Genomic DNA, 19,192 nt, shown 5'->3' with positions numbered 1-19,192 from the left:
GATAGCCCCTTTCGGGGGCGCCGTGCGAGAGGGGTGGTGCGGCCCGCGGCGGGCTATGGTGTTGACCATCGCGCCCCGCCCGTGTTGGTTCGCGCCCGTAAACAGGGGATTTTGATGACCGACGCGCGCTATGACGTTCTGGGGATCGGCAACGCGATCTTCGACATTCTGGGCCATGTCCACGACGACACGCTCGTTGAAAACGGCCTGGTGAAGGGCTCCATGCGGCTCGTCGCGGCCGACGAGATCGACGCGGTGGACAATCTTCTGACCGATTCGGTGCGCGTCTCGGGCGGATCGGCCGGCAACACCATCGCCGGCGTCGCCTCCTTCGGCGGCAAGGGGGCGTTCATCGGCAAGGTGGCCGAGGACGCCTTCGGCGAGGCCTACCGCAGCGACATGCACCACCTCGGCATCGAGTTCCGCACGCCCGCCCTGAAGGGCGGCGCGCCGACGGCCTCCTCGGTGATCCTCGTGACGCCGGACGGCGAGCGGACCATGAATACCTTCCTCGGGGCGAGCCAGCTCCTCACCATCGAGGACGTCGACGCCGAGCTCGTCGACAACGCAGCGATCACCTTTCTCGAGGGCTATCTGTTCGATCCCGCCGAGGCGAAGGAGGCGTTCCGCGTCGCCGCCGAGCGGGCGAACGCGGCCGGGCGCATCGCCGCCCTCACCCTCTCCGACGCGTTCTGCGTGGAGCGCCACCGCGACGACTTCCACGACTGGCTGAAGCGCGGCCAGATCGGCCTGCTCTTCGCCAACAAGGCCGAGGCGCTGTCGATGTTTGAGACCGACGATCTCGACGCCGCCTGCCGCGGGCTCGCCGAGATGGTGCCGCACGTGGTGGTGACGATGAGCGGGGACGGGGCGCGCATCATCGTGAACGGCGAGACGACGGACGTGCCGGCGGTGGGCACCAAGGTGGTGGACCTCACCGGTGCGGGCGACCTCTTCGCCGGTGGCTACATGTTCGGCATGGCGCGCAGCTTCGGCCCGGCCGATTGCGCCCGCCTCGGCGCGCTGGCCGCCTCGGAGGTGATCTCCCACTTCGGCGCTCGGCCCCAGACGACGCTCGCCGAGCTCGCCGTGGACGCCGGCTTCTCGCTCTAGCCTCAAGCGGCGCCGGGCCGTTTCCGATGCGCCTCGATTGACGGTGAGGGCGGGGCGGGCGCAATAGGGAGCATCCACCTCGTTCGGAGAGCGCGTCGCTCATGTCTTCTCTTCCAGGCGGTGCGATCGGCCGCCGGGCTCGACGCTGGGGGCGCGGCGCGATGCTGCTCGCGGCCCTTGCGACCGTGTCGGGAGGGAGCGCCCGGGCCGGCTGCGGGGCGATGCCGGACGATGCGACGCTGCTCGCGACGCCGCGCGCCGAGGCCGCGATCGCCGCCGGCGCCAAGATGGTGAACGCGGACGGTCGGCTCTACCGGATCGAGACGGACCCGCCGTCCTATCTGATCGGCACCTTCCATACGGCGGCCGGGGGGATCGACGAGCCCGGGCCGCTGTTGACGAGGATCGTCGCGGGGGCGCGCCGCCTCTACGTGGAGGTGGTGGAGGCCGAGCTCGCCGCGGCGCTGAAGCGGTGGGCCGCCGACCCGGAGCGGCGCGTGCGCTCCGACGGCCGGCTCCTGTCGGACGGGATGAGCCTTGAGGAGATCGCCGTGGCCGAGTCGGCGCTCGCCGAATATGGGATGCCGCTGGTGGTCGCCGACAACATGGCGCCGATCGCGCTGATGTCGCTGCTGGCGCGGCCGCCGTGCGCGCAGGACACGGTCGAGCGTCCGGGTCTCGACGTGCGCCTCGAGCGCGTCGCGCGCGGCGCCGGCGTGCCGGTGAAGGGGCTCGAGAGCGCCGAGGAGCAGTTCGCCGTGGTCGACGGCGAGCTCGCCGACGCGCTCCTCAAGGTGGGGCTGTTGACCGACCCGGGAGACGTGGAGCGCTGGTTCGTGGGGCTCGCGCTCTATCGCACCCGTCATATCGCCGCGATCTGGGCCGAGAGCTTCGCCGGCGTCGACGACATTCTGGGCGCGCGAGCGGCCGCCGAGCTCGACGCCGCGGCCTGGGCGAGCGTGATCGCGACACGGAATCGGCGCATGCGCGACCGCCTGCTGCCGGCGCTCGCCGAGGGCGGCGTGGTGGTGGCGGTGGGGGCGCTGCACCTGCCGGGCGAGGACGGACTGGTGCAGCTCTTGCGCGAGGCCGGCTTTAACGTGCGTCCGATGAGCGAATAAAGACTTGCGCACTTTGACCTTAGAACGCTTCAACGCTACTGGAGAGCGGGAATTGCAAGGGGAGATCCATGGCGAGCGCTGATCTTGATGCGAACGGCGGGCGTCGCCCGCGACCCCTGTCGCCGCATCTGGGCATCTATCGGCCCATCGTGACGATGGTGATGTCGATCATGCACCGCGTGACGGGCATGATGAACATTGGCGGGCTGCTTCTGGTGGTTGCCTATCTGCTGGCGCTGGCGGCGGGCCCGGAAAGCTTCGCCACGGCGCAGGCCTTCTTCGGCCACTGGCTCGTGCGGGTGGTTCTGGTGGCCTTCACCTGGTCGCTGATCCACCACGCGCTCGGCGGCGTGCGCCATGCGATCTGGGACCTCGGCCACGGCTTCGGCAAGGAGCGCGAAAATCTCGCCTGGATGACGCTCGCCGGCTCGATTCTCATCACCGTGGCGCTGTGGGCGCTGATCGTGGTTCTGGAGGTCATCTGATGCGCGATCCACGCGACAATTCCGACGGGTTCAGCGCACCGCACCGCACCTCGCTGAAGACCATCCGCGGCCTCGGCTCGGCGCGCTCGGGCACCGAGCATTTCATTCAGCAGCGCTTCACCGCGCTCGCCAACTTCGTGCTGGTGATCGTGCTCGCCTTCGTCGCGATCGCGATGTCGGGCCGCTCCTACACGGAGGCGGTGGCGCTCATCGGCAGCCCGTGGGTGGCGGTGCCGCTGGCGCTGGCGATCATCTCGGTCTGCCTCCACATGAAGATCGGGGTGCAGGTGGTCGTGGAAGACTATGTGCACGGGCTGGCGGGGCTGACGCTCCTCATCCTGAACGCCGTGTTCGCGGCGCTCGTCGGTGGAGCGGCCCTGTTTGCGGTGGTGAAGATCTTGCTGGCGGCCCTTTCGGTCCAGGTCGCCGAGTGAACGCGGGAGCGGTGTGATGGCAACGAATGGTTCGAACGGTCACGCGACGGGGCCCGCCTACAACGTGATCGAGCACGAGTACGACGTGGTCGTGGTGGGGGCCGGCGGCTCGGGCCTGCGCGCCGTGGTGGGCTGCGCCGAGGCGGGTCTCAGGACGGCCTGCATCACCAAGGTGTTTCCGACGCGCTCGCACACGGTGGCGGCGCAGGGCGGCATCTCCGCCTCGCTCGGCAACATGGGGCAGGACGACTGGCGCTGGCACATGTACGACACCGTGAAGGGGTCGGACTGGCTGGGCGACCAGGATTCCATCGAGTATCTCGTGCGCAACGCTCCGGCGGCTGTCTATGAGCTGGAGCACTGGGGCGTGCCCTTCTCGCGCACCGAGGAAGGCAAGATCTACCAGCGCCCCTTCGGCGGCATGACCACCCACTTCGGCAAGGGCACCGCCCAGCGCACCTGCGCCGCCGCCGACCGGACCGGCCACGCCATCCTGCACACCCTCTACGGCCAGTCGCTGCGCCACTCGGCGGAGTTCTTCATCGAGTACTTCGCCCTCGACCTCATCATGGAGGACGGCGCCTGCCACGGCGTGATGGCGATGTGCCAGGAAGACGGCACCATCCACCGCTTCCGCGCGCACAAGACGATCCTCGCCACCGGCGGCTACGGCCGCGCCTACTTCTCCTGCACCTCCGCCCACACCTGCACCGGCGACGGCAACGCCATGGTGTTGCGCGCCGGCCTGCCGCTGCAGGACATGGAGTTCGTGCAGTTCCACCCGACGGGCATCTACGGCTCGGGCTGCCTCATCACCGAGGGCTCGCGCGGCGAGGGCGGCTATCTGACGAACTCCGACGGCGAGCGCTTCATGGAGCGCTACGCTCCGTCGGCGAAGGACCTCGCCTCGCGCGACGTGGTGTCCCGCTCGATGACCATCGAGATCCGCGAGGGGCGCGGCGTCGGCAAGCAGTCCGACCACATCCACCTTCACCTCGAGCATCTCGACCCGGCGATCCTGCACGAGCGGCTGCCGGGCATCTCCGAGTCGGCGCGCATCTTCGCCGGCGTCGACGTGACGCGCGAGCCGATCCCGGTGCTGCCGACGGTGCACTACAACATGGGCGGCATCCCGACGAACTTCCACGGCGAGGTGCTGACTAAGGTCGAGGGCGACCCCGACAAGGTGGTGCCGGGGCTGATGGCCGTCGGCGAGGCGGCCTGCGTGTCGGTGCACGGCGCCAACCGTCTCGGCTCCAACTCGCTCATCGACCTCGTGGTGTTCGGCCGCGCCACGGCGCAGCGCTGCGCCGATACGCTGAAGCCCGGCGAGAGCCTGCCGCCGCTCTCCAAGGAGGCGAGCGAGCCCGCTCTCGCCCGCCTCGACCGCTTCCGCTACGCCTCCGGCGGCACCCCCACGGCCGAGCTGCGCGACAAGATGCAGCGCACCATGCAGTCGAACTGCGCGGTGTTCCGCACCGGCGACGTGCTGGCCGAGGGGCATACCCTCATCCACGACGTCGCCAAGGGCCTGCCGGACATCCACGTGACCGACAAGACGATGATCTGGAACACCGATCTCATCGAGACGCTGGAGTTCGACAACCTGATCGGCCAGGCGGTGGTGACGATGGACTCGGCGCTGAACCGCACCGAGAGCCGCGGCGCCCACGCCCGCGAAGACTATCCGGAGCGCGACGACGCCAACTGGATGAAGCACACCCTCGCCTTCCTCGATCCCGCCACCTACGAGGTGCGGATCGACGATCGCCCGGTGCACGCCTACACGATGTCGAACGAGATCGAGTACATCGCGCCGGCGAAGCGGGTGTACTGACGCGACCCCCCGCTGCGCGGCTGGCGATGCTTCGAAGGCTCTCCCGGGGACGGGGGAGCCTTTTTTCGATGTGGCAGGGCGGCAGCGGACGGTGCTGCGCGCCCGGCGGTCCTGCGATCCTCGGCCGGCTCGCGGGATGCGGGCGCGTCGAGGCCAGGCCGCTCCGGGCGGCTGCGCCGGACCTCGCCCCCCGCGTCGCTCGCGCTCTGCGGGGTTCGGTGGGGACGGTTCGGGGCGACGCCCGCGCGCCGAAGCGGGCGGGATGGGTCAGGTGAGCTTGCGCATGAGGCGGATGAGGGTGTCGCGCTCGCGTGCGGTCAGGGGGGAGAGGGTGTCCTCGGTGATCGAGGCACCCATGCGGTGAAGCTCGGGAAGGCGGGCGCGGCCCTTCTCCGACAGCGCGATGACGCGGCGGCGACCGTCCTTCTCGTCGGCGGAGAAGACGATGAGGTCCTTCGCCTTGAGCCGGTCGACGACGCCCTTGACGGTGGCGACGTCCATCGCGACGAGACGGCCGAGCTGGTTCTGCGACGACGGCCCCACCTCTGCGAGGCGGGCGAGGACGGCGAACTGGGTGGGGGTGAGGTCGTCCATGTGCTCGGCGAAGATCGCGGTGTGCCGCTGGCTCGCGAGGCGCATCAGGTAGCCGATCTGGTCGTCGAGAACGTAGGCGTCGGTAGCGGTCATAGGGCGAGGGTCGCCTGGGCGATGTCGGGGTTGGCGTCGAGGTCGGCGAAGGTGCCGGTGAAGCGCACCGCGCCCTTTTCGATGATCACGGCGCGGTCGGACACGATTCGGGCGAAGTGAAGGTTCTGCTCGGAGATGAGCACGGCGAGACCTTCGCGCTTCAGCTCCTTGATGACCATCGCCATCTGCTCGACGATCAGGGGGGCGATGCCCTCCGACGGCTCGTCGAGCAGGACGAGGCGGGGATTGCCCATGAGGGTGCGGGCGATGGTGAGCATCTGCTGCTCGCCGCCCGACATGCGGCCGGCGGGATGGCGGCGGCGCTCGGCGAGGTTGGGGAAGAGGGCGTAGAGGCGCTCCGGCGTCCACTCCGACGCGTCGGCGCGCGGCGGCCGGCGGCCGACCTCGAGATTTTCCTCCACCGTCAGCTCGGAGAACACGCGGCGCTCCTCCGGCACGTAGCCGATGCCGCGGCGGCAGACGCGGTAGGGCTCGTCGCCGGCGATCTCCTCGCCCTGGTAGACGACCGAGCCGGAGCGGGGGCGCACCAGCCCCATCACCGACTTGATGGTGGTGGACTTGCCGGCGCCGTTGCGCCCGAGCAGGGCGACCACCTCGTTGCCGCCGATCGCGAAGGCGACGTCGGAGAGGATGTGGGCGCCGCCGTAGTAGGTGTTGAGGCCGCTGACGGCGAGGAGATCGTCAGCCATGCGCGCCTCCCGCCTCGCCGTGGAACACCGAGCCGCCGCCGAGATAGACCGCCTGCACCTCGGCGTTGGCGCGGATCTCGGCGCCGGTGCCTTCGGCGATGAGGCGGCCGCGGTTGAGGACGAGGATGCGGTGGGCGTGGGTGAAGACGACGTCCATGTCGTGCTCGGTGAAGAGGACGGAGACGCCCTCGGCCTTGATGATGTCGCCGGTGAGGGCCATCAGCGCGATGCGCTCCGAGGGGGCCATGCCGGCGGTGGGTTCGTCCATCAGGAGCACCTTGGGGCGGTGGGCGAGGGCGACGGCGAGCTCCAGGCGCTTCAGGTCGCCGTAGGCGAGCTCGGAGGTGGCGCGGTCGGCGTCCGCCGCCATGCCGACGCGGGCGAGGAGGGCGTCGGCCTCCGCGACGTGGAGGGCGCGGGCGCGGTGGGTGATGTCGAGCGTCTGCCGATGGTGCGAGATCAGCGCCATCTGGACGTTCTCGCGCACCGTCATCGAGGCGAAGGTCTCGGTGATCTGGAAGGTGCGGCCGACGCCCATGCGCCAGACCTTGCGCGGGCGGATGCCGACGAGCTCGGTGCCGTCGAGCTTCACCGACCCGGCGTCGGGGCGCAGGTAGCCGTTCAGCATGTTGAAGCAGGTGGTCTTGCCGGCGCCGTTGGGGCCGATGAGGGCGAGGAACTCGGCCTTCTCGAGGTCGAACGAGACGTCGGAGACCGCCTTGATGCCGCCGAAGGTCTTCGTCAGGCCGCGGACGGAGAGGACGCTCATGCCGGCCTCCCGGAGCGCGGCGTGCCTGGCCGCACCAGGCGCCAGAGGCGGGAGAGGCCGCCGGCGATGCCGTCGGGCGCGGCGATGCAGATGAGGAGGATGATGGCGCCGAAGATGAAGCGCCAGTAGTCGAGCCGGGTCACCCAGTCCTCGATGAGGACGAAGGCGGTGGCGCCGAAGAGCGGCCCGAGGAGGGACTGGACGCCGCCGAGGAGCACCATGATGAGGGCGTCGATGGAGTGGCCGATGGCGAGCGTCTCGGGGAACACCGAGCCCTTGGCGAAGGCGAAGAGGACGCCGGCGACCCCGGCGAGGGCGCCGGCGATGATGAAGCCGAGCCACTGGTGGGCCTTGAGGTCGATGCCGATCGCCTCGGCGCGGGTGGGCGAATCGCGGCCGCCGCGCAGCGTGTAGCCGAACGGGGAGTTGGCGATGCGGCGGATGAGGGCGAGGCCGACGACGGTGACGGCGAGGGCGAGGTAGAAATAGACCTCGCGGCTCGCCCAGCTCGCCGGCCAGACGCCGAGGATGCCGTCGTCGCCCCCCGTCACCGACTGCCACTGGAAGGTGACGCCCCACAGGATCTGCGCCGCGGCGAGGGTGAGCATCGCGAGATAGACGCCGGAGAGGCGCACGCAGAACCAGCCGAACACCGCCGCGCCCAGCGCCGCCGCGAGCGGGCCGAAGAGCATCGCCGGCAGCATCGGCAGGCCGAGCGTTTTGACGGCGAGCGCCGCGGCGTAGGCGCCGAGGCCGAAATAGGCGGCGTGGCCGAACGAGACCATGCCGCCCACCCCCATGATGAGGTGAAGGCTCGCGGCGAAGAGCACGGCGACGAAGAGGTCGACGGCGAGGACGAGGATGAAGCCGTCGTCGACCACCGGCAGAGCGGCGAAGGCGACGACCACCAGCGTCATGGCGACGATGCCGGCTTGGTTGAGGGGGCGCATCGGGGCTTCGGGCACCGGCGGCGCGCCGTGGGCGGAGGCGGGGCTGCCGAAGAGGCCGTAGGGTCGCACGACGAGCACGATGGCCATGACGAGGAAGGGCAGGATCAGCGAGATCTGCGGGAAGACGAGGACGCCGAAGGCGTTGAGCACGGAGATGATGATCGCCGCGACGAAGGCGCCGCCGACCGAGCCCATGCCGCCGATGACGACGACGACGAACGCTTCGCCGATGACGGAGAGGTCCATCAGGAGGCTGACCGACTCGCGCGGCACCTGGAGGGCGCCGCCGAGCCCGGCGAGGAAGGCACCGAGCATGAAGGCGGAGGTGAAGAGCCAGCGCTGGTTGACGCCGAGGGCGCCGACCATCTCGCGGTCCTGGGTGGCGGCGCGCACGAGGACGCCCCAGCGCGTCTTGCGGAAGACGAGGGTGATGAGGCCGAGCACCACCGGGCCGATGACGATGAGGGCGAGGTCGTATTCGGGGATCGGCTCGCCGAAGATGCGCACCGCCCGGTCGAGGCCGGGGGCGCGGGGGCCGAGGAGGTCCTCCGCGCCCCAGATGGCGAGGGTGGCGTCCTGGATGATGAGGAGGACGCCGAAGGTCGCGACGAGCTGGAAGAGCTCGGGCGCGCGGTAGATGCGGCGCAGGATGAGGATCTCGATGACCGCGCCGACGAGGGCGACGGCGGCGGCCGACAACAGGACGCTCGCCCAGAAGCCGAACGGCCCAGCGTGGATCGTGGTGACGAGCGTGTAGGCGATGTAGGCGCCGAGCATATAGAGCGAGCCGTGGGCGAAGTTCACGATGCGCGTGACGCCGAAGATGATCGACAGGCCACAGGCGATCAGGAACAGCGAGGAGGCGTTGGCGAGACCGGTGAGGAGCTGCGCGAAATAAAAGCCCATGGATGCTCCGGGGTTGGCGGGGCGCGCCGGCGTGGATGCGGTGTGGGTTCGGACGGCGCTGCGCGCCGGCATTGCTTTCTAAGAAAGACGAGGGGCGTTCCTCCCCTCGTGCTCCCCTCCATCTCGCCGATGGGCAGGGTTCCAGGAAAGATGACCGCGGTGCGGTCCTCTTGCCTGGGACCCTTTTCAAGGCTGGGGAGGGCTTCGGCCGCGTCAAGGACAAGCCCTGCGGGCGCCTGCGGCGTCCTTGACGCGGCCGAAGCCCTCCCGTGCCCCGCTCCGACGCCTCGGCCGGAGCGGGGGGTGGGAAGGGGACGGCTACTCGGCCGGGCGCAGCTTGGCGGCTTCCTCCTCGCTCGGCAGGAAGTCCTCGCCGGGGGCGTAGAACCAGTCGACCATACCGGGCTTGCCGTCGACGAGGGCGGTCTTGCCGACATAGGCGCCCATCGTCGACTGGTGGTCGGCGGCCCGGTAGAAGAACGGGCCCGTCGGGCTCGTCGGGACCTTGAGGCCCGCCATGGTGGCGACGAGGTCCTCGGTCTCGAGCGAGGGGGAGGCCTCGAGCAGCGCCTTGACCGTCAGCATCGAGTTGTAGCCGACGAGGGAGCCGGTCTTCGGCGCCTCGCCCCACTTGTCGACATAGGCCTTCTCGAACGCCTCGTGGGCGGGGGTGTCGACGGCGAGGCCGGGGTAGCCGGTGACGATCCAGCCGTCGGGGGTCTCGTCGCCGAGGGGATCGAGATATTCGGGCTCACCCGTCAACAGGCCGACCACCACGCGATCGTCGAAGAGGTAGCGCAGCGAGCCTTCGCGGACGAACTTCGCGAGGTCGCCGCCGAAGGTGACGTTGTAGATGCCGTCGGGCTTGGCGCCTTCGAGGGCGCGCACGGCCGAGCCGGCGTCGATCTTGAAGAGGGTCGGCCACTGCTCCTCGACGAACTCCACCTCCGGCTTCAGCTTCTTGAGGTTCGCCTTGAAGGCCTCCACCGCGTCGGTGCCGTAGGCGTAGTTGGGGGCGATGGTCGCCCACTTGACGGCGTCGGTCTTGGCGGCCTCGGCGGCGAGCATCGCGGCCTGCATGTAGGTGGAGGGGCGCAGGCGGTAGGTGTACTTGTTGCCGGCCGACCAGACGATGGCGTCGGTGAGCGGCTCGGAGGCGATGAACAGCACCTCGTTCTGCTTGGCGAAGTCGGACACGGCGAGGCCGATGTTCGACAGGAAGGTGCCGAAGATCAGCGCGACGTGGTCGCGGTTGACGAGCTCGTCGGCGATGCGGATGGCGGTGGCGGGATCGCCGGTGTCGTCGCGGCTGATGACCTCGAGCGGGCGGCCGCCGACGCCGCCGGCGGCGTTGATCTCCTCGAGCGCCAGCTCCCACCCCTTTTTGTAGGGGTCGGTGAAGGCGGTCATGCGGGTGTAGGAGTTGATCTCGCCGATCTTGATGGGGTCCTGGGCGAGCGCCGCCGAGGCGGCGAACGGCGTGGCGACGAGAACGGCGGCGAGCGCCTTGTGAAGTCCGCGACGTGTCAGCATGGCTACTCCTCTTCGAGGGCCAGGGGTTGGGGCCGGGGTGGGGTCAGCGAAGGCCATCTTCGCCCTTGATCTCATCGTGCTTCAGGCCGCCGACGCGCGGCAGCGGGCGGCCGCTGTCGGTGACGGCGACGGCGACCATGATCTCGCCGGCGCGGGGGGCGTCGTTGAGGCGCACCTCCATGCCGTCGAAGTGGGAGCGGACGTAGGCGGCGTCCTTGTGGCCGAGGGGGATGTCGAGGACCTGGCCGGGGCTGCCCATCTTCTTGGAGGAGGGGACGAGGGCGGCGCCGCCGCCGACCTCGGCGCGCAGCGGGGCGCCGAGCTTGGGGTGGAGGATGGCGGCGGCGTGCTCGAGCTCGCCCGCCTCGCCCACCATCGCCGCCTTGCCGTAGGACTGGGCGGCTTCGGGGGCGATGCCGAGGGCGGCGACGCAGCGCCGGCCGAGCATCGCGCCGAGCTCGGCACCGATCTCGATCAGCTCGGAGAGGTCGTGCTGGTAGCGGCCGGCGAACGGGTTGGCGATGACCGCGATGGCCGCCGCGCGCCGCGTGGGCGGGGCGATGATGCGGCCCATCTCCTTGTGGGTCTCGTCGAGGATGACGGTGATCTTACGGATATCGGCGGGCATCGTCGGTCCTATTCTTCGGGGCGCTCGCGGACGATCTGGCGACCGCCGCCAAGGATGCGGGAGCGGCCCTGCAGGAAGAGGGCCGCGCCGCGGATGAGGCCGGCCGCCATCATGCGGCGGGCGGTGGCGGCGCCGTCGGCGAGGGCGAGGCGCTTCTCGTCGTCGCGCAGCGGGCCGCAGTGGGTGGTGACGAGGCGGCTGCCGAGGTCGGAGTCGGGATCGAGCGTGTCGGCGGGAGCGCGGGTGACGGCGGGGTGGTCGGCAAGGTCGACGGCGTTGGCGATGAGGGTGGCGGCGGCGTCGGCCTCGGCGGCGCTCGCGGCGAGCACGGTGACGGCGTCGGCGATGCCGAGGGAGAAGGAGCGGCCGTCGCGGCCGGAGGTGGCGATGCCGCCGACCCCGTCGCCCGACACGATGGCGGCGCGGCCGATTTCGGTGCCGTCGTGGGCGGCGAGGCGGGCATGAGCGCGCTGGCCGCCGGAGAGATGGATGGCGATGTCGCCGCCGTTGTTCACGAACACGCGGGTGAGCGGCGCGGCGGCGGTCATCACGTCGAGGATCTCGTCGGCGACGGCGCCGGCGACGGCGGCCATCGGGGTGATGAAGGTCGCTTCGGCGTGGGGCACGACGGCGGCGACCATGCGGCTCGCGACGAGGCCGGTGGCGTGGGTGTCGGCGCGGGCGGGCCAGCGCAGCAGGGGCAGCTCGTCGACGAGCTCCACCAGGATGGTGGCGAAGCGGCCGGCGGCGGCTTCGAAGGCGAGCTCCACCGCCTCGGGGGCTCCGTCGGCGCTGATCACGAGGTCGATGGGGCCGTGATTGAGATGGAGGCGCCCATCGGGAAGCAGCGAGGCGGTGGGTTCGGTCATGGGGAGACCTCTCCGGGCTGGCGGGTTGGTTCGCCCGCGCAGCATCCTCGCAGGCGCCGACGCGGACCGTCGGGCGCGATGATGAGGGTGGAGCCGGCCGCGTCAAGCCGTCGGCCGGCCGAAGGGGGTCGGAAGGACGTGATGCGACGGCCGGCGGGCGAGCGCATCAGGCCGCTTTTCCGGGGTGGCTCGGGGTGTGGGCGGCGGCGGGCTCGTCGCCCGTCGAGGGGGCCGCGACGTCCTGCGGCGCTTCGCCCGGGGCGGCGCGGCGGGTGACGCGCAGGCCGCGGCGGCGCTCGCTGGCGAGGACGTCGTCGAGCGGCTGGATCTCGCCGACGTGGCCGCCGAGCGCGGCGTAGTCGTCGCGCGCCATGGTGAACTCGATGGGGGCGACGAGGGCGGGGGTGGGCACGTAGCCGAACGAGTTGGTGGGCATGTCGAGGACATCGACCATCACGGTGATGCCGCCGCCCGGCCAGACATAGGTGTCGGCGCCGCCGCAGGTGACCTTGGTGAGGGCGGCCTTGACGGAGCGGGTGAGGCCCACCGGGTTCTCGGTGACGCCGGCGCGCAGCGAGCCGCCGGCGCCGCCCATGAAGAGGACGGAGCAGGTGGCGGGCTCGCAGTTCTCCGCGATGCGCTCGGCGACGGCCTGGAGCGCCGGCGTGAGCGGTGCGGGCTGCGGGACGAGGGCGTCGTCGAGCACGTAGTAGGCGGCGTGCTCGCCGGTGGTGGAGACCATGAAGAGGGTGAGGCCCGGCCAGGCGACCTTAGGGTCGAAGGGTCCGAGGATCGCGAGCGGGTCCTCGATGTCGGTGCCGCCCCAGGAGGTGCCGGGGTTCGCCACCTGGAAGTAGCGTCCGGGGGTAGAGCGGCGGCCCTTCATCTTGATGCCGGTGGGCGGGATGCCGAGGAGCTTGCCCGACTGGTGCTCGGAGAGGACGCCGGTGATGTGGTCGTCGACCACCACCACCTCGTCGACGAGGCCGAGCCACTGGCGGGCGAACATGCCGATGGTGGCCGAGCCGCAGCCGACGCGCATGCGCGCCTCGGTCACGCCATCGATGATCGGCGGCTTGCCGGCCTGGACGACGAGGCTGGCGCCGTCGTCGATGGTCATCTCGACCGGCTCGCGGTTGCAGAGGGCGAGGAGGGCGGCGCAGGTGACGCGGCCTTCCTTCTTGGAGCCGCCGGTGAGGTGGTCGACGCCGCCGAGCGAGAGCATGCGCGAGCCGTATTCGGAGGTCATGACGTGGCCGATGGGCTCGCCGTCGACGCGCACGACGGCGCGCTCCTCGCCGATGTGGCGGTCGGTGTCGATCTTCACCTTGACGCCGCAGTAGCTGAAGATGCCTTCGGTGACGACGGTCACCATGTCGGCGTCGTCCGTCGGCTGGGAGATGATGAAGGGGGCGGGCTTATAGTCCGGGTAGGTGGTGCCGGCGCCGACGGCGGTGACGAAGGGGCGGGAGGCGTGCACGAGGTCGCCGTCCCACTCGCCGCCGGCGTCGAGGAAGGGGACCATCTTGGCGCCCTTGTCCGCGGTCTCCTCGATCACGGTGAGGAGATCGAGGCGGACGAGCTCGCCGCCGTGATTGGCGTAGCGGTCGCAGGCGCCGGTGCGGCCCTCGGCGATGTAGCAGAGGACGGGGCAGGCGTCGCAGCGGATCTTGTCGGGCTTTGCGGGGGTGTCGGGGGTGCTCATTGGGCCTCCTCGGCCGCGCGGATGGCGGCGCGGACCGCCGACGGAGTGGCCGGCACCGTGGTGAGGCGCGCGCCGCTCGCGTGGCGGATGGCGTTGAGGATCGCGGGAGCCGTGGGGATGAGGCAATGCTCGCCGAGGCCCTTGGCGCCGTGCGGGCCGTGGGCGTCCGGCTCCTCGATGATGAGGGTCTCGACCGGCGGCATGTCGCCGATCGTCGGGATCAGATAGTTGTGGAGGTCCTCGGTTTGGCCGGGGATATAGGCCTCCATGAGCGCCATGCCGGCGCCCTGGGCGATGCCCCCTTCCACCTGGCCTTCGACGAGGAGCGGGTTGATCGCCTTGCCGACGTCGTGGGCGGCGGTGAATTTTTCGAGCCGCACGGTGCCGAGGGCGGTGTCGACGGTGAGCTCGCAGAGGTGGGCGGCGTAGCCGAACACGGCGTAGGGGACCCCCTGGCCGTTCTCGTCCATCGGCGCGGTGGGCGGGTCCCAGCTCTCCTCGGCGGAAAGGGTGTAGCCGAGGCGGTCGACGGGAAGCGCGGCGAGGTCGAGCGGGCGCGAGGCGGCGCCGTCGTGGATCACGAGGCCGGCGGCGGTGGGCTCGATGCGGGCGTCGTCGCCGGCGTTCGCCTGGCGCAGGATCATGGCGCGCAGGGCGGCGCCCGACAGGCGGGCGGCGTTGCCCGAGATCAGCGTCTGGCGCGAGGCGGAGGTCTTGCCGGCGTCGGGGGTGACGTCGGTGTCGGGGCCGACGAGGGCGACCGCCGCGACGGGTACGCCGAGGGCGGCGGCGAAGATCTGGGTGATGACGGTGTTGGCGCCCTGGCCGATGTCCATCGCCCCCTGGTGGAGGACGATGCGGCCCTCCGGCGTCACGCCGGAGCGGATGGTGGAGGGGTTCGCCATCGAGGTGTTGCCGCAGCCATACCAGCCGGCGGCGAGGCCCGCCCCGCGGCGCAGCGGCGAGCCGGCGGCCCGGGCCGCGGCGTTGAACGCCTCGGCCTCGGCGCGGGCGCGGGCGAAGTGCGGGGCGAGGGCGTCGAAGCAGGCGCCGATGCCGACACCCTGCTCGAAGATCTGGCCGCAGACGGTGGGGACGCCGTTCTCGAGCGCGTTGCGGCGGCGGAACTCCAGCGGGTCGATGCCGAGGGCTTCGGCGAGATCCTCGAACAGCACCTCCTGGGCGATCGCCGACTGGGGCACGCCGAAGCCGCGGAAGGCGCCCGAGGGCGGGTTGTGGGTGTGGATCCCGGCGCTCTTTGCGAGATAGTCGTCGACGCGGTAGGGGCCCGAGGCGTGGACGGGGACGCGGTTCGCCACCGTCGGCCCCCACGAGGCGTAGGCGCCGGTGTCGAAGTCGCCCTCGAAGTGGAAGCCGCAGATGCGGCCGTCGCGGGTCGCGCCGATGCGGGCGACGATGTCCGACGGGTGGCGCTTGGTCGAGGACTGCATGGATTCGGTGCGCGAGTAGGCGAGGCGCACCGGGCGGCCGGTCTTCATGGCGCCGAGGGCGATGTAGGGCTGCACCGAGAGGTCGAGCTTGGAGCCGAAGCCGCCGCCCACCGCGGTCGGGACGATGCGCACCTTCTCGACCGGCAGGCCGAGGATGGGGGCGAGGCCTTCGAGGTCCATCACCGGGGCCTGCGTCGAGGCGTAGACCTCGACGCGGTCGCCGACGCAGACGGCGTAGCCCGCCTCGGGCTCGATATAGGCATGCTCGACGAAGGGGGAGCGGAAGCGGCCCTCGGCGACGACGTCGGCGCGGGCGAGGGCGGCATCGGCGTCGCCGCGGCGCACCAGGCCGCGGCACATGACGTTGCCGGGGCGGCTCTCGTGGAGGCGCGGCGCGTCCTCCGCCTGCGCAGCGGCGGGGTCGGTGACGGCGGGGAGCGGCGTGAAGCTCACCGGGAAGGCGTCGAGTGCGGCGATGGTGTCGGCCTCGCCGACGACGGCAGCGACGGCTTCGCCGCGGAAGCGGGCCTCGCGCTCGGCGAACACCGGCTGGTCGGCGAAGGGCGGGATGACGCCGAAGCGGTTGACGCCGGGAATGTCGGCCGCCGTCAGCACAGTGACGCCGTGGCGGGCGGCGTAGTCGTCGAGGTCGCCGAAGGTGAAGGCGGCGCGGGGGTGAGGCGAGCGGACGACGCGCACCACGAGAGCGTCCGCCGGGGCGACATCGTCGCCGAAGCGCTCGGTGCCGTGGATCTTGGCGTGACCGTCGATGCGGGGGATGCGGGCGCCGACGCCGTCGGCCTCGGCGGGGGCGTCGGCGGCGGGGCCCGCGGCGTCCATCACGGCGGCGATGATCTTGCGATAGCCGGTGCAGCGGCACAGGACGCCGCCGAGGGCGTCCTTCACGGCGGCCTCGGAGGGGGCGGGGTCCGCGGCGAGGAGCGGCACGGCGGCGACCATCATGCCCGGCGTGCAGATGCCGCATTGGGCGGCGCCGTGGCGGGCGAAGGCGTCGGCGAGGCGGTGGCCTTCGGGGGTGTCGAGGAGGCCGGCGAGGGTGTCGACGCGCTTGCCCTCGACCTGGCGCGTGGCGACGAGGCAGGCGCACACCGCCGCCCCGTCGAGAAGCACGGTGCAGGCGCCGCAGTCACCGGCGTTGCAGCCCACCTTGACGTCGCGCGTCGCCAGATGCTGGCGCAGCGCCTCCGACAGACGCATGCCGGGCGAGACGGCGGCCGACACGGGGCGGCCGTTGAGGACGAAGCCGATGGCGGCGGTGGCGTCGGCCGCGGCTTCGGCTGCGTCCGGGGCGAGGGCGGCGTCGCTCATGGGCGGTCTCCCGAAAGGGCGGCGCGGCCGACCTCGCCCAGAAGACGGGCGAGCAAGGTGGCGGCGGCGTCGAGGCGGTAGAGGGCGGTGCCGCGCACGTCGTCGATCGCCGAGAGCGGGGCGAGGTGCTCCGGGGCGACGCGCTCGGCGAGGCGTTCGAGGGGAGCGCCGGCGAGCGCGTCCTCGAGGGCGGGAAGGCGGCTCGCGACGGGCCCGCAGGAGCCGACGGCGACGCGGGCGCTCGCGGCGCGCCCCGCCTCCGGCACCACCACCGCCGAGGCCATGGCGATGGAGATGACGAGGTAGCGCCGGGCGCCGAGCTTGGCGAAGCCGCCAACCGCGTGCTGCGGGTGCGGCGGGACGAGGATCGCGCTCACCATCTCGCCCGGCGACAGGGCGGTGCGGCGCGGGCCGGTGACGAACTCGGCGAGCGGCACGGTGCGGCGGGCGCCGCTGCGGGCGATCTCGACGTCGGCGCCGAGGGCGAGGAGGGCCGGCACGCCGTCGGCGGCCGGGGAGGCGTTGCACAGATTGCCGGCAACGGTGCCGGCGTTCTGGATCTGCACCGAGCCGACCTCGCGGGCGGCGGCCTTCAACCCGTCGAACGCGGCGGGCAGGGGGGCGTTGACGATGTCGGTCCAGGTGGCGGTGGCGCCGATCCGCCAGCCGGCGGCGTTCTCCTCGATGCGCCGCAGCTCGGCGACGCGCGAGATGTCGAGATAGGGACGCGGGGCGGGACGCTCGCCGAGGGCGGGAAAGACGTCGGTCCCGCCGGCGAGGATCGTGACCGGCGGACCAGCGAGCGCCGCCAGGGCATCGTCGAGCGTCGTCGGTCGCAGATACGTCACGAGCAGGCTCCGCAAGATCGTTTGTATGCAAACGATATGCCCGATTTGTGCGGTGTGTCAATTGGTCTTTGGAGCTGCTCTCGTTCGAATTTGTCGATCCGAGCAAGATGGATGGCTGGGCGGCGTTCGCGGACGTTCGACAGGACGGTTCGGTATGATAGGCGAGAAGGGCGACCAACCCGGACGCGGGCCCGGCCGTGACGGGAGCGGCCGATCCTCGGTGCTCCGAGCATGAGGGGGGAGCCGATGAACGGCGCCGAAAGTTTGGTTCGCACGCTTCACGGGGCGGGCGTCAGGGTCTGTTTCGCCAATCCCGGGACATCGGAGATGCAGTTCGTCGACGCGCTCGACCGAACCGGGCTGATGCGCTGCGTGCTCGGCCTTTTCGAGGGCGTGGTGACGGGGGCGGCCGACGGCTATGCCCGCATGACCGGGGTGCCGGCGGTGACGCTGCTCCATCTCGCCCCCGGCCTCGCCAACGCCAGCGCCAACATCCACAACGCGCGCAAGGCGCACACCCCGATGCTGAACCTCGTGGGCGACCACGCGACGCGGCATCTGAGCTTCGACGCGCCGCTGACGGCGGACGTCGCCGGGGCTGCGGCGCCGTTCAGCGACTTCGTCCGCGTGGCCCGCTCGGCGGCGAAGTTGGGCCTCGACGGAGCCGAAGCGCTCGCCTGCGCCATGGGAGCGCCGGGGCGCGTGGCGACGCTGATCGCCCCCTCCGACACCGGCTGGGACGAGGGCGGCGAGGTCGCCGCACCTATCCCGCCGCAGGGGCCGGCGCCGATCGAGCCGCGCGCCGTGGAGCAGGCCGCCAAGGCGCTGCTATCCGGCGAGCCGACGCTGATCTACGTGGGCGGCAAGGTGCTCGAGGACACCGCGCTGACGGGCCTCCTCTCGGGGATCGCCGCGGCGACGGGGGCGAAGCTGATGGCGCCGACCTCCAACCGGCGGGTGGAGCGCGGGCGCGGTCGGGCGAATGTGCCGCGGTTGCCCTACCCGGTGGACCTCGCGGTGGACGCGCTGAAGGAGTTCCGCCACACGATCTTCATCGAGGCGCATCAGCCGGTGGCCTTCTTCGCCTATCCGGGCAAGCCGAGCCTGCTTCTGCCGGACAGCTGCCAGAGGATCAATCTGTGCGACCTCCACGAGGATGGAGCGGCGGCGGTGCATGCGCTTGCCGACCGGCTGGGGGTGAGAGCGCCCCGGGTCGTCGATGTGCCGGCGCCCGTCGCACCGCAGGCCGGGCCGATCACGGTGCCCGCACTCGGGGCCGCCTTCGCGGCGGCGCTGCCCGAAGGCGCCATCGTGACCGACGAGGGGGTGACCGTGGGCCGCGACGTGTTCGGCGCCACCGCGGGCTCGCCGCCGATGTCGTGGATCGCGATCACCGGCGGATCGATCGGCATCGGCCTGCCGCTCGGCCTCGGGGCGGCGATCGCCTGTCCCGGCCGCCCGGTGGTGGCGCTGCAGGCGGACGGGTCGGCGATGTACACCATTCAGGCGCTGTGGTCGCAGGCGCGCGAGGGCGCCAACGTGACGACGGTGATCCTCGCCAACCGCGGCTACGAGATCCTGAAGCAGGAACTCTACCGCGTGGGCGCCAATCCGGGACGCGGCGCGCTCGACATGCTGGAGATCGACCGGCCGACGCTCGACTTCGTGTCGCTGGCGCGCGGCATGGGGGTGCCCGGCAAGCGCGTGGAGGACGCCGCCGAGCTGACGCGGACGATCGCCGCGGCGACGCAGGAGCCCGGACCCTTCCTCATCGAGGCGGTGATCGACTGACGCGACCGCCGGCCCCCGCCCCTTCG

General features: G+C 71.5%; 16 protein-coding genes. 6 read left to right on the top strand and 10 right to left on the bottom strand.

Annotated elements, in window-relative coordinates:
* The first annotated feature begins 114 nt into the window (after window positions 1–114).
* The 5 genes from JCR33_RS06120 to sdhA all read left to right on the top strand — a co-directional run bounded on the left by JCR33_RS06120 (window position 115) and on the right by sdhA (window position 4,990).
* A complete protein-coding gene (locus JCR33_RS06120; RefSeq protein ID WP_198881133.1) occupies window positions 115–1,113 on the top strand; it encodes an adenosine kinase in 999 nt (332 codons plus the stop codon).
* A 161-nt stretch (window positions 1,114–1,274) separates the two neighbouring features.
* On the top strand, window positions 1,275–2,234 hold the full coding sequence (locus JCR33_RS06115; protein WP_211110087.1) for a TraB/GumN family protein: 960 nt from the start codon (window positions 1,275–1,277) through the stop codon (window positions 2,232–2,234).
* Window positions 2,235–2,302: 68 nt separating this feature from the next.
* Window positions 2,303–2,719, top strand: a complete 417-nt coding sequence (gene sdhC / locus JCR33_RS06110) for a succinate dehydrogenase, cytochrome b556 subunit (RefSeq protein WP_198881131.1) — start codon at window positions 2,303–2,305, stop codon at window positions 2,717–2,719.
* Entirely contained in the window at window positions 2,719–3,153 is a 435-nt protein-coding gene (gene sdhD / locus JCR33_RS06105; protein WP_198881130.1) for a succinate dehydrogenase, hydrophobic membrane anchor protein, read from the top strand. The genes sdhC and sdhD overlap by 1 nt, the downstream gene beginning before the upstream one ends.
* A gap of 16 nt (window positions 3,154–3,169) precedes the next feature.
* Entirely contained in the window at window positions 3,170–4,990 is a 1,821-nt protein-coding gene (gene sdhA, locus JCR33_RS06100) for a succinate dehydrogenase flavoprotein subunit (RefSeq protein WP_198881129.1), read from the top strand.
* Between the two features lie 267 nt (window positions 4,991–5,257).
* On the opposite strand, the gene JCR33_RS06095 is transcribed toward sdhA, so the two are convergent.
* The 10 genes from JCR33_RS06095 to JCR33_RS06050 all read right to left on the bottom strand — a co-directional run bounded on the left by JCR33_RS06095 (window position 5,258) and on the right by JCR33_RS06050 (window position 17,375).
* Window positions 5,258–5,677 carry a MarR family winged helix-turn-helix transcriptional regulator gene (locus JCR33_RS06095; protein WP_198881128.1) on the bottom strand — a complete coding sequence of 140 codons (420 nt, stop codon included), beginning with the start codon at window positions 5,675–5,677 and terminating at the stop codon, window positions 5,258–5,260.
* Window positions 5,674–6,387, bottom strand: a complete 714-nt coding sequence (locus JCR33_RS06090; protein WP_198881127.1) for an ABC transporter ATP-binding protein — start codon at window positions 6,385–6,387, stop codon at window positions 5,674–5,676. Before JCR33_RS06090 ends, JCR33_RS06095 begins: the two co-directional genes overlap by 4 nt.
* Window positions 6,380–7,156, bottom strand: a complete 777-nt coding sequence (locus JCR33_RS06085) for an ABC transporter ATP-binding protein (RefSeq protein ID WP_198881126.1) — start codon at window positions 7,154–7,156, stop codon at window positions 6,380–6,382. The genes JCR33_RS06090 and JCR33_RS06085 overlap by 8 nt, the downstream gene beginning before the upstream one ends.
* Window positions 7,153–9,012, bottom strand: a complete 1,860-nt coding sequence (locus JCR33_RS06080) for an ABC transporter permease (RefSeq protein WP_198881125.1) — start codon at window positions 9,010–9,012, stop codon at window positions 7,153–7,155. Before JCR33_RS06080 ends, JCR33_RS06085 begins: the two co-directional genes overlap by 4 nt.
* A 318-nt stretch (window positions 9,013–9,330) precedes the next feature.
* Window positions 9,331–10,545 (bottom strand): ABC transporter substrate-binding protein, encoded by a 1,215-nt coding sequence (locus JCR33_RS06075; RefSeq protein ID WP_198881124.1) that lies wholly within the window; start codon window positions 10,543–10,545, stop codon window positions 9,331–9,333.
* A 43-nt stretch (window positions 10,546–10,588) separates the two neighbouring features.
* Entirely contained in the window at window positions 10,589–11,173 is a 585-nt protein-coding gene (locus JCR33_RS06070) for an amino acid synthesis family protein (protein ID WP_198881123.1), read from the bottom strand.
* An 8-nt stretch (window positions 11,174–11,181) separates the two neighbouring features.
* Entirely contained in the window at window positions 11,182–12,042 is an 861-nt protein-coding gene (locus tag JCR33_RS06065) for a UPF0280 family protein (RefSeq protein ID WP_198881122.1), read from the bottom strand.
* A gap of 166 nt (window positions 12,043–12,208) precedes the next feature.
* Window positions 12,209–13,747, bottom strand: a complete 1,539-nt coding sequence (locus JCR33_RS06060) for a 6-hydroxynicotinate reductase (RefSeq protein ID WP_211110085.1) — start codon at window positions 13,745–13,747, stop codon at window positions 12,209–12,211.
* A complete protein-coding gene (locus JCR33_RS06055) occupies window positions 13,744–16,527 on the bottom strand; it encodes a molybdopterin-dependent oxidoreductase (RefSeq protein WP_198881121.1) in 2,784 nt (927 codons plus the stop codon). Before JCR33_RS06055 ends, JCR33_RS06060 begins: the two co-directional genes overlap by 4 nt.
* Window positions 16,524–17,375: an FAD binding domain-containing protein gene (locus JCR33_RS06050; RefSeq protein WP_198881120.1), complete on the bottom strand. Its 852-nt coding sequence runs from the start codon at window positions 17,373–17,375 to the stop codon at window positions 16,524–16,526. Before JCR33_RS06050 ends, JCR33_RS06055 begins: the two co-directional genes overlap by 4 nt.
* A 246-nt stretch (window positions 17,376–17,621) precedes the next feature.
* Here JCR33_RS06050 and JCR33_RS06045 point away from each other — a divergent pair, with 246 nt between their 5' ends.
* Window positions 17,622–19,166, top strand: coding sequence for an acetolactate synthase large subunit (locus tag JCR33_RS06045; protein ID WP_198881119.1), 1,545 nt, complete (start codon window positions 17,622–17,624; stop codon window positions 19,164–19,166).
* Window positions 19,167–19,192 lie beyond the last annotated feature (26 nt).

The sequence above is a fragment of the Acuticoccus mangrovi genome, assembly GCF_016411865.1.
Lineage (GTDB): Bacteria > Pseudomonadota > Alphaproteobacteria > Rhizobiales > Amorphaceae > Acuticoccus > Acuticoccus mangrovi.
Note: the sequence above shows the minus strand (reverse complement) of the source record. Positions and strands in the feature narration are given on the sequence as shown.

Bases quoted from the DNA above. Each gene is read 5' to 3' on its own strand.
- JCR33_RS06120 (WP_198881133.1), top strand. From the start codon at position 115: ATGACCGACGCGCGCTATGACGTTCTGGGGATCGGCAACGCGATCTTC.
- JCR33_RS06115 (WP_211110087.1), top strand. From the start codon at position 1,275: ATGCTGCTCGCGGCCCTTGCGACCGTGTCGGGAGGGAGCGCCCGGGCC.
- sdhC (WP_198881131.1), top strand. From the start codon at position 2,303: ATGGCGAGCGCTGATCTTGATGCGAACGGCGGGCGTCGCCCGCGACCC.
- sdhD (WP_198881130.1), top strand. From the start codon at position 2,719: ATGCGCGATCCACGCGACAATTCCGACGGGTTCAGCGCACCGCACCGC.
- sdhA (WP_198881129.1), top strand. From the start codon at position 3,170: ATGGCAACGAATGGTTCGAACGGTCACGCGACGGGGCCCGCCTACAAC.
- JCR33_RS06095 (WP_198881128.1), bottom strand. From the start codon at position 5,677: ATGACCGCTACCGACGCCTACGTTCTCGACGACCAGATCGGCTACCTG.
- JCR33_RS06090 (WP_198881127.1), bottom strand. From the start codon at position 6,387: ATGGCTGACGATCTCCTCGCCGTCAGCGGCCTCAACACCTACTACGGC.
- JCR33_RS06085 (WP_198881126.1), bottom strand. From the start codon at position 7,156: ATGAGCGTCCTCTCCGTCCGCGGCCTGACGAAGACCTTCGGCGGCATC.
- JCR33_RS06080 (WP_198881125.1), bottom strand. From the start codon at position 9,012: ATGGGCTTTTATTTCGCGCAGCTCCTCACCGGTCTCGCCAACGCCTCC.
- JCR33_RS06075 (WP_198881124.1), bottom strand. From the start codon at position 10,545: ATGCTGACACGTCGCGGACTTCACAAGGCGCTCGCCGCCGTTCTCGTC.
- JCR33_RS06070 (WP_198881123.1), bottom strand. From the start codon at position 11,173: ATGCCCGCCGATATCCGTAAGATCACCGTCATCCTCGACGAGACCCAC.
- JCR33_RS06065 (WP_198881122.1), bottom strand. From the start codon at position 12,042: ATGACCGAACCCACCGCCTCGCTGCTTCCCGATGGGCGCCTCCATCTC.
- JCR33_RS06060 (WP_211110085.1), bottom strand. From the start codon at position 13,747: ATGAGCACCCCCGACACCCCCGCAAAGCCCGACAAGATCCGCTGCGAC.
- JCR33_RS06055 (WP_198881121.1), bottom strand. From the start codon at position 16,527: ATGAGCGACGCCGCCCTCGCCCCGGACGCAGCCGAAGCCGCGGCCGAC.
- JCR33_RS06045 (WP_198881119.1), top strand. From the start codon at position 17,622: ATGAACGGCGCCGAAAGTTTGGTTCGCACGCTTCACGGGGCGGGCGTC.